Below are 7,098 nucleotides of genomic sequence, written 5' to 3' on the forward strand. Positions count from 1 at the left end.
GTTCAGCCTTCGGTGACAGTAATCTGCTGTCGGGCTGGCTTAGTTATGTACGGGCTGATTACCGTGATTCACTAAGCAACGAATCGCACAATTTCTTCTAAAGTTAAACCCAATGCTGCACGAGAAAGAGATTCAAATTCAGCATGTTCCAGGGAAATAGTAAAAGCTAATTCTTGCTCTGTGGCTGAGTTTTGTAAGTCATGCAAATAAGAGTTGATATGAAGTAGTATTTGGTCAATACTAGGCAAAGGAACTTCACAATAAGGAATCAATCTGACTAGGGATTCGTGTAGTTGTATGTTCTGACCCAACAGCACAATGCGTTTATCTGTGGGTTTTAACCTGTGGTAAAGATTTTTGACTTTGCTTAAAATCTCCCATGATAATTGGGGTGAATTCTTAGCAATAAAGGGGTGAATGTCTCCGAGGATAAATACACCATTCCCACTAAAATTAGCAATGTAGTCAAACACATACAACAGTGGATCAGCCTGGGGCGGTTTTTTATACTCTGCTACTGGCTTAAATATTAAACCACCATCCGACGCAATCAGGCACTGTTCTAGACTGGACACACCGAGATTCCAGAAGAACACTGGACATGAAAGCTTATTGTTAGCTTCAGTAGTCAGCCATTGAATAATCGTCGCTTCATCAGGTGATAGCACATCAACAGCAGCGATAGGGATTTGTGAATCGAGCCTGGAGAGCAGATTTGAGAGTTTCATGGCGGATTTCAAAGTGCGATATCCTCTTAAAAAGTGAATATTGCACTTTTAATACATCGATCAAGTCTTGAGAGAGTTCACCCTCGCCCAAGACTATTTTTTACCTAAATTTGAACGACATAACGGTAGCTTTCGATAAGCCCACATCGTCAGTCGCTAGCTGTTGTAGGTTGCGTTGTTCATCTAACAACTTGGCGTGGATAGAATCCATCTTTTGCTGCAACTGACTGCGCGTATCAGAACCAAGATTCTTCGACTCAATCGCTGGATCGTTAACGATAGAGTCCAAGTGCGCCATCATCGCCTCCAAGCTGCTGCCAGCCTCCGGGTCAGCATTCGCTAGTAGTATCTGAACCTTCATCAGATGGCGTTGCATCTTCTTTTTGAACTGTACGGGCTTCCGTCCTGGCTCCCAATCAGCTAGTTCAGAGAGAAGCTGCGCGGCGAGTTGTTCACCACCTGCCAGAGCCGATTCCCTTAGTCTTTGCTCTAAGTTAGAGTCATACTGTTGTATGAATCGCGTGATTTGCTCCAAGCATTCGGCTTGTTTATGGTCGAGTTGTTCAGACAGGGCAGGGATAATCACTGGACGACCAATAATGACTTGCAAATAATCTTCAAGGTCAGTCAGAGTCGGAAATGCTCTTAAAAAATTAGCTTTTACAGATTCTTGCTTATCGTCGGGTAATTCCCAAGTGTTAAGTGAGAGGAACTGGTCAATCCGTTCCTGGTAATCTACAAGTCCCGCTTCGTAATCAGCTTTTAATTGATTCTTGAGAGTGGGAGCAACATTATCTCTGATATTAATTAACTGATTCCAAACAAGTGGCGCTAAATCAATTGGACAAACCCAATCACCAGTATCAGCAGACATCCACTCTTGAACTGAAGCAATCTCTTGCCTCAGTTGGGCAGCAGCTTCATCAAGCTTTTTAAATACCTTAATACCTCGCAGACCGACTTCAGAATTAGTCACTTTTACCAGGTCTGACTCAATTTCAGACACTTCAGCTTTTAGCACATCTGCCCATTTAGGAGCAGCAGACTTTGTACTTTTCTTTAACTAAATCCTAAACCTAATGCGGGTTTTATTGAGTTGGGAGAAGTTGTAGCGCTCCACTACTGCATCAGTTAGGAAATTCGCAGCAATAGGGTCGTCGATTGCTTGTACCATTATTATTTACCTCAATCATTATTTTTCACTTTCGATTAAGCGAAGCTTTCCTTGTGGCTATTTTTCAATTTGTGAATGTCTGTAGTAGCTCTATAGATTACTTTTGTAGAGCTATTTTGTAACCGAATATGTCTTTTAATGACTGGTGGTTTGTGTGTTGACATCGCTAAAATAGTTGAAGTTGTTGTGAATTATCCTGTACCACAGGCTTGTTATAAGTCATGCCTTCGATTTCATAGCAACGAGCCATGAGTTTGTTTCGATTTAGTGGAAAGCTGGCTTTTTTCCTTTGATTAGGTAGAGGTAAAAACAGATATTGTGGATGTTGTATACTACCTGTATCACCCAGATATCGACAAAGCGCACCGTTGATTTGGTAGACCTTTGATGAACTCAACAGTGTCGCGTCGTACACTTTAATCAAATTTTTTTCCATCTGATTAGCATTGAAGTAGAGTGTGCGATAATCTTTTGTGGAATCGATTTTTCTCTACAGTCAACTTTAATCAGTTTGACTGTAGAGTTTTTCACGTATAATGTAATTTTCCGATTCTTTCAAAGATAGAAATGCTCGAAAATCTGGTTTAATTTTGACTTTGATTCATCTGGTAGTGCCTTAAAATCAAACTCTTCTGAGTCCCAAACTTCATCTAGACTTGTAGACTCATCAATAACATTTGCAATCAAACAAGATTCGTCGCTGTAATCCCAACCGTTAGCCAAAAGCCACGGCAGAACTCCGTCAGATTGCAATAGTTTCTCAATGTCGAACGAGTCAGAAAACTACTGTAAGTTTTCGATACTGGGGTGAAGGATTGTTATAGTCATCTTTGATTATTTGTGAATAGTTGAACAGCAAAAAGAGGGGTAAAGGGAAAGGGATTCATGAATTAAATCATCAAGAGAAAAGCAAGGTTTTTACCTTTACCCCTTTCCCTTATTCATTAGCTGTAGACAAAGCTTGAATCACTTATAACTACAGTCTCTCAAGCCCTGTCTACAACAAGTTAAAACACCATTTCATTCGCAGCTTTTGTAACAGCAATCGCCTGTTTACTGATTTTTCGCCAGTCGCTTTGCTCGTTGTAAGATGCCATGATTAACTCACTATTTACCCAGACACGGCAGAACAGCACACTTTCGTCAGTTGTTCCTGGCTGCGGCTGTAGCGTAATTGGAGAATACAACTGTTCTGGAGCGAGAGTTGCGATCGCTGCTAACAAACCTTTTGCAAAGTGAGTCTCATGTCCTGATTCGAGAATGTATATTCGATCTGCCTGAATTGTAACCAGTAGTTTATAAACTTCTTTACCGCGCCGTTCACACTTCTCGAATTTCAGTTCTCGCAAATATCCCGTTAGGGCAGTCTGTGCAACAGCAATTGCTTCACCATTACTGAGGGTGTACCACAGATAACCATTGTGACGATTGCAGTAGATTTTGCTACTGCCAGCTTCACTGTGAAGTCCCAATTTCGGCTTATTGATTGCTGCAACTAATTGCTTGAGTAGTTCCTCTTGGCGCATCAAAGCAGCAAGTAGTTCAGCATTTTCTTGAGGGTTCATTGTTCAATACCAATACATTTCACTTTTGTCTTGGCGAAGCCGTTGACTACAGATATATGAAGTACAGAGCCAATAAAACAGCGCTCTTGTTACTACAAAAGCGCTTTATAAAACAGTTATTAGACTAATATTATCCGTGTGAATTAAACCTGACCAACAACTCTTCACGGGATAACTGAAGACATAGCGGAGTAAATTCTTCTGGCGTTAACTGCAACAAGCTATCGACCACCCTCGCTAATTCTTCATCCACAGTACCAAATCGGAATCTCAACAAATTTTCTACAACTTGGCGTTGCCCTTCTTGTACTGCTTGCGCTCTTGCTTCTTCATAAGCTTGAGTTAAGTTCATGATCAACTCCTGGTCATCTCTGGTTAATTCTGTCTGTGCCATTACACTGATACGCCATCGGTAAATTATTTCCAGTACATTCCGGCGCAAAAGGTTTTCTCTTGGCAGTGCAACCAATTCATTTACTGCTTGAATTTGTACTTTTCCCCTCCCTAAGAGCCTAAACCACAGCGTGTCTGGAGTGAGCGGTAGCTTGTTAATCGCTACTATTGCTGCTCTTACTCCTTCAGGCAGAAAGTACACCCCGCTCATCCAATTGTCTAAGTCTAGTTTAGCTTCAAAAGCCTTGAGCAGAGCTTTGGAAGCACTTGGAGAAATAATCCACAGTTGTGCTAGCTCGTTCTCCGCTATTGTTGTGTCTTCCCTGTTGGCAAAACGTTGCGCGTCTGCAATCACAGTGAACAATTTTTGTAGACAACTACGTACTTCTGTTCTATTCGGTTGATTGCGAAACGGTTCTAGCAAAGTAGTATTTAATACCGCTATTCTACCCAATAATCCTAAAGTTTCTGCATCAACCGCAGATGTCGGTGTTGGCGAAAATAACACATCAACAAATCTTGTTTCATCAGTGACTTCCCTGTTAGTTTTTACTTCCCCAAAGGGAGAAAGTAACTCTTCTAAAAACTGCTTGGCAAATTTATCGTGAGGTTGTTGGGTCATTCTGTAAGGGCGAACTGTACTGTATTTCAAAGTGCAACTCTGTCGTCCATACTAAACCGCCATCGCTTCCATAACTTGTGATTGCCTAGTCATGACGAACAATCGTGATGATTGATGCAGCAACATTAGTGCCGCTAGTTTTAAAACTTCCTGCCTCAATCGGCACAATCAGAGCATCAACAAACTTCAGCCAATTCCTAAAACGTTTTTCAGTAGAATTATTTGAGTGCTGCCAGTGTGTTGATGAAATGGTGACAATACATCCGCCAGGGTTTAACAAAGTATACATTTCTTGAATATGGACAATATCTTGATTATTGCTAAATGGAGGATTCGCAATAATTCTGTCGTAGCTTGTGCCATCATTCTCCATAAAGTCCGCACCTTTGAAACTAGCTGTCAGTATTTTTTTCAGAAATGATTGATTTAAGTCCATTAGTTCATAACAATCAATCACCTTGCCCGGAAGAACTTTGTTAATTGCCGTAAGGAGCGCTCCTCTACCAGCACTCGGCTCTAAGATGCTATGACATTCATTGATGTGTGCAAGGCTAACAAGTTTGTCTGCTAGGGCTTGGGGAGTTTCAAAAAATTGATATTCCTTTTGCAAATTACGCTTCTCGCTACTTGCTATTTGCTTCAATAATTCTGTTGGGTCTTGCTCAAAAACAAAGCCTGAAACCTTCCCACCTTTCCACTTCCCACCTATCTGATTTATTTGTTTTGCCACATCTAAATAAGTCTTGCGCTCTGACTGAATGCCCGGAAGCTTAACGATGTTACCTTGAACAGTACATTGCTTCAATATTTGTTCTACTGTCATGATTTTTTCAATCTGGCTTTCATTAAAAGTGATTGCGTAGCTAAAAATATTCAGGGTGACCAAAAAGTAATTTTAGTCACGCTACTGCGCCTCTTACGCCGCTATCAACTCCCGACAAACTTGCGGCAGTTCAATCGGAGCAGTTGCCCTGGATAGCACCTCTACAGCCTCTTTCACACTCCAATACCGTACTCCATCCCCACACCGCCAATAGTAAGTCTTGGGATCGTTTTCCCAGACTTCATCAGCGTTTCGGACTTTGAAGAGGATTCCCAAAAACTCACCATCTAGATAGACGTTGTGATGACCACCACAGTCTGGACAGATGGCAGCAGGCATATTCCACTTCGGTAGGGTGAAGTCCCATTCAGCAGTTGGGGAAAATAATCGAAGCTTTTGTGAGGTGTAGCAGCCGGCATAACCGATTACTTTGTCAGGATGGGTTTGGATACTTAACGATAACCAGTCACATTCACCCAACAAACTAATTTTGTCAGCAGCTTCTTTCAACTCATTATCTAGTTGCTGATTGGGCTTTACCGGAGCAGAAAGACTTGTTTTAATTTCTGCTACTGCGCGTTGGTTGAGTCGATGGGGGATATTATTCCCCGCACCTCTCAGTTAAATCTGGGCGTGCGACTTTCACCGCACCCAGCTTCCGATGTTCTTAGCTTGCGCTTTTGCTCATGTGTTCGTAATCGTGGCAACTCTCATGAATTGCTTCAAGATTATTTTTCTTCCAGTTGGCGTGGTTTCCGTCGATGTGATGCAGGTGAACCCGTTCCTCATCGATGAACTTTAAGCCGCAGGAAGCACATCTATGGTTTTGCTTCTTAAGAGCAATAGAGGTTTCGCCATCGTAGAGCTTACTTTTACGTTCGCTCCAGTAGGCTGTATCTCCGTCATAAGGGGATTTTGTTCCCTGAACCATGACGTGTTTATTTTCGGAGTAAGGAACCGTTGGGAATGCTTTCTTTATGAGCTTTTCGCTCGAATAGCGATTCTGCTTTGCTTCCTTGTTAAATACCGTGTAGGCTCTGTGGTGTATGAACCAAAGCGAATGCTTTGAGCCGTCCATCTTACAGAACTTGTGGTAATTTCTCCAGCCTCTAACTATCGGAGCTAATTTCTCAGCCTTCACGATAGAACCATAATTCGAGTTGTTGACGACGTGTTTTACTTTCTTACGGAACGCTTTAAAGTTATCCACTGAGGGAGTGCTTTTAAACTTTCCGTTTTTCTGGACTTGAAAGTGCCAGCCGAGGAAATCAAACCCATCTGTCGCGGCGGTAATTTTGGTCTTCTTTTGGCTTACATTCATTCCGCGTTTACGGAGGAACTCGCTGATTCTTTCAAGTATCTCTATCGCATCATCTTCGGGTCGGAGTATAATAACCATGTCGTCCGCGTAACGGATTGATGGCTCTTTGATATCGCAAGCTGGGGTTTTATTAGTGATTCTTCTCCCCTGTTTTCCGTTGTATCTGTGGATACTTTCAATTCCGTTAAGTGCGATGTTCGCTAATAGTGGGCTGACCACTCCCCCTTGAGGTGTTCCCTGTTCGGGGAATTCTGGGTTAACTCCAGCCTTGAGGCATCGGAATATTCCGAGTTTTAAGCCTTTGGGGGCGATGAGTTCGCCCATTATCACTGAATGGTTAATCCTGTCGAAACACTTTTCGATGTCGAGTTCTATAGAACCCATTTGACATCTAAGAAGGTACTGCAAGCCTCTTAATCATTAGCCTGATGAAGCAGAGATTGAGTTTGGCAGTGGCATTAACCAGGGTTCG

At 42.2% G+C, this 7,098-nt stretch carries 6 protein-coding genes and 3 pseudogenes; all 9 read right to left on the minus strand.

Annotated elements, in window-relative coordinates; genetic code table 11:
• Nucleotides 1-89: 89 nt before the first annotated feature.
• A pseudogene (locus tag H6G26_RS36570) lies at nt 90-728 on the minus strand (ATPase); the annotation flags it as partial.
• Between the two features lie 100 nt (nt 729-828).
• A pseudogene (locus H6G26_RS36575) lies at nt 829-1,902 on the minus strand (hypothetical protein).
• Between the two features lie 166 nt (nt 1,903-2,068).
• On the minus strand, nt 2,069-2,338 hold the full coding sequence (locus H6G26_RS36580) for a hypothetical protein (RefSeq protein WP_190736354.1): 270 nt from the start codon (nt 2,336-2,338) through the stop codon (nt 2,069-2,071).
• A 119-nt stretch (nt 2,339-2,457) separates the two neighbouring features.
• Nucleotides 2,458-2,655: a hypothetical protein gene (locus tag H6G26_RS36585; RefSeq protein WP_242054201.1), complete on the minus strand. Its 198-nt coding sequence runs from the start codon at nt 2,653-2,655 to the stop codon at nt 2,458-2,460.
• A 254-nt stretch (nt 2,656-2,909) separates the two neighbouring features.
• A complete protein-coding gene (locus H6G26_RS36590) occupies nt 2,910-3,467 on the minus strand; it encodes a hypothetical protein (protein WP_190736356.1) in 558 nt (185 codons plus the stop codon).
• Nucleotides 3,468-3,597: 130 nt separating this feature from the next.
• Nucleotides 3,598-4,482: a hypothetical protein gene (locus H6G26_RS36595; RefSeq protein ID WP_190736358.1), complete on the minus strand. Its 885-nt coding sequence runs from the start codon at nt 4,480-4,482 to the stop codon at nt 3,598-3,600.
• A gap of 85 nt (nt 4,483-4,567) precedes the next feature.
• Entirely contained in the window at nt 4,568-5,305 is a 738-nt protein-coding gene (locus tag H6G26_RS36600; RefSeq protein WP_190736361.1) for a class I SAM-dependent methyltransferase, read from the minus strand.
• 93 nt (nt 5,306-5,398) lie between these two features.
• The gene (locus H6G26_RS36605; protein WP_190736363.1) at nt 5,399-5,815 is read right to left on the minus strand and encodes a hypothetical protein; all 417 of its coding nucleotides are present in this window, start codon (nt 5,813-5,815) and stop codon (nt 5,399-5,401) included.
• 157 nt (nt 5,816-5,972) lie between these two features.
• A pseudogene (locus tag H6G26_RS36610) lies at nt 5,973-7,001 on the minus strand (reverse transcriptase domain-containing protein); the annotation flags it as partial.
• Nucleotides 7,002-7,098 lie beyond the last annotated feature (97 nt).

The sequence above is a fragment of the Nostoc sp. FACHB-888 genome (genome assembly GCF_014696655.1).
In the GTDB taxonomy this organism is placed as follows: domain Bacteria; phylum Cyanobacteriota; class Cyanobacteriia; order Cyanobacteriales; family Nostocaceae; genus Nostoc.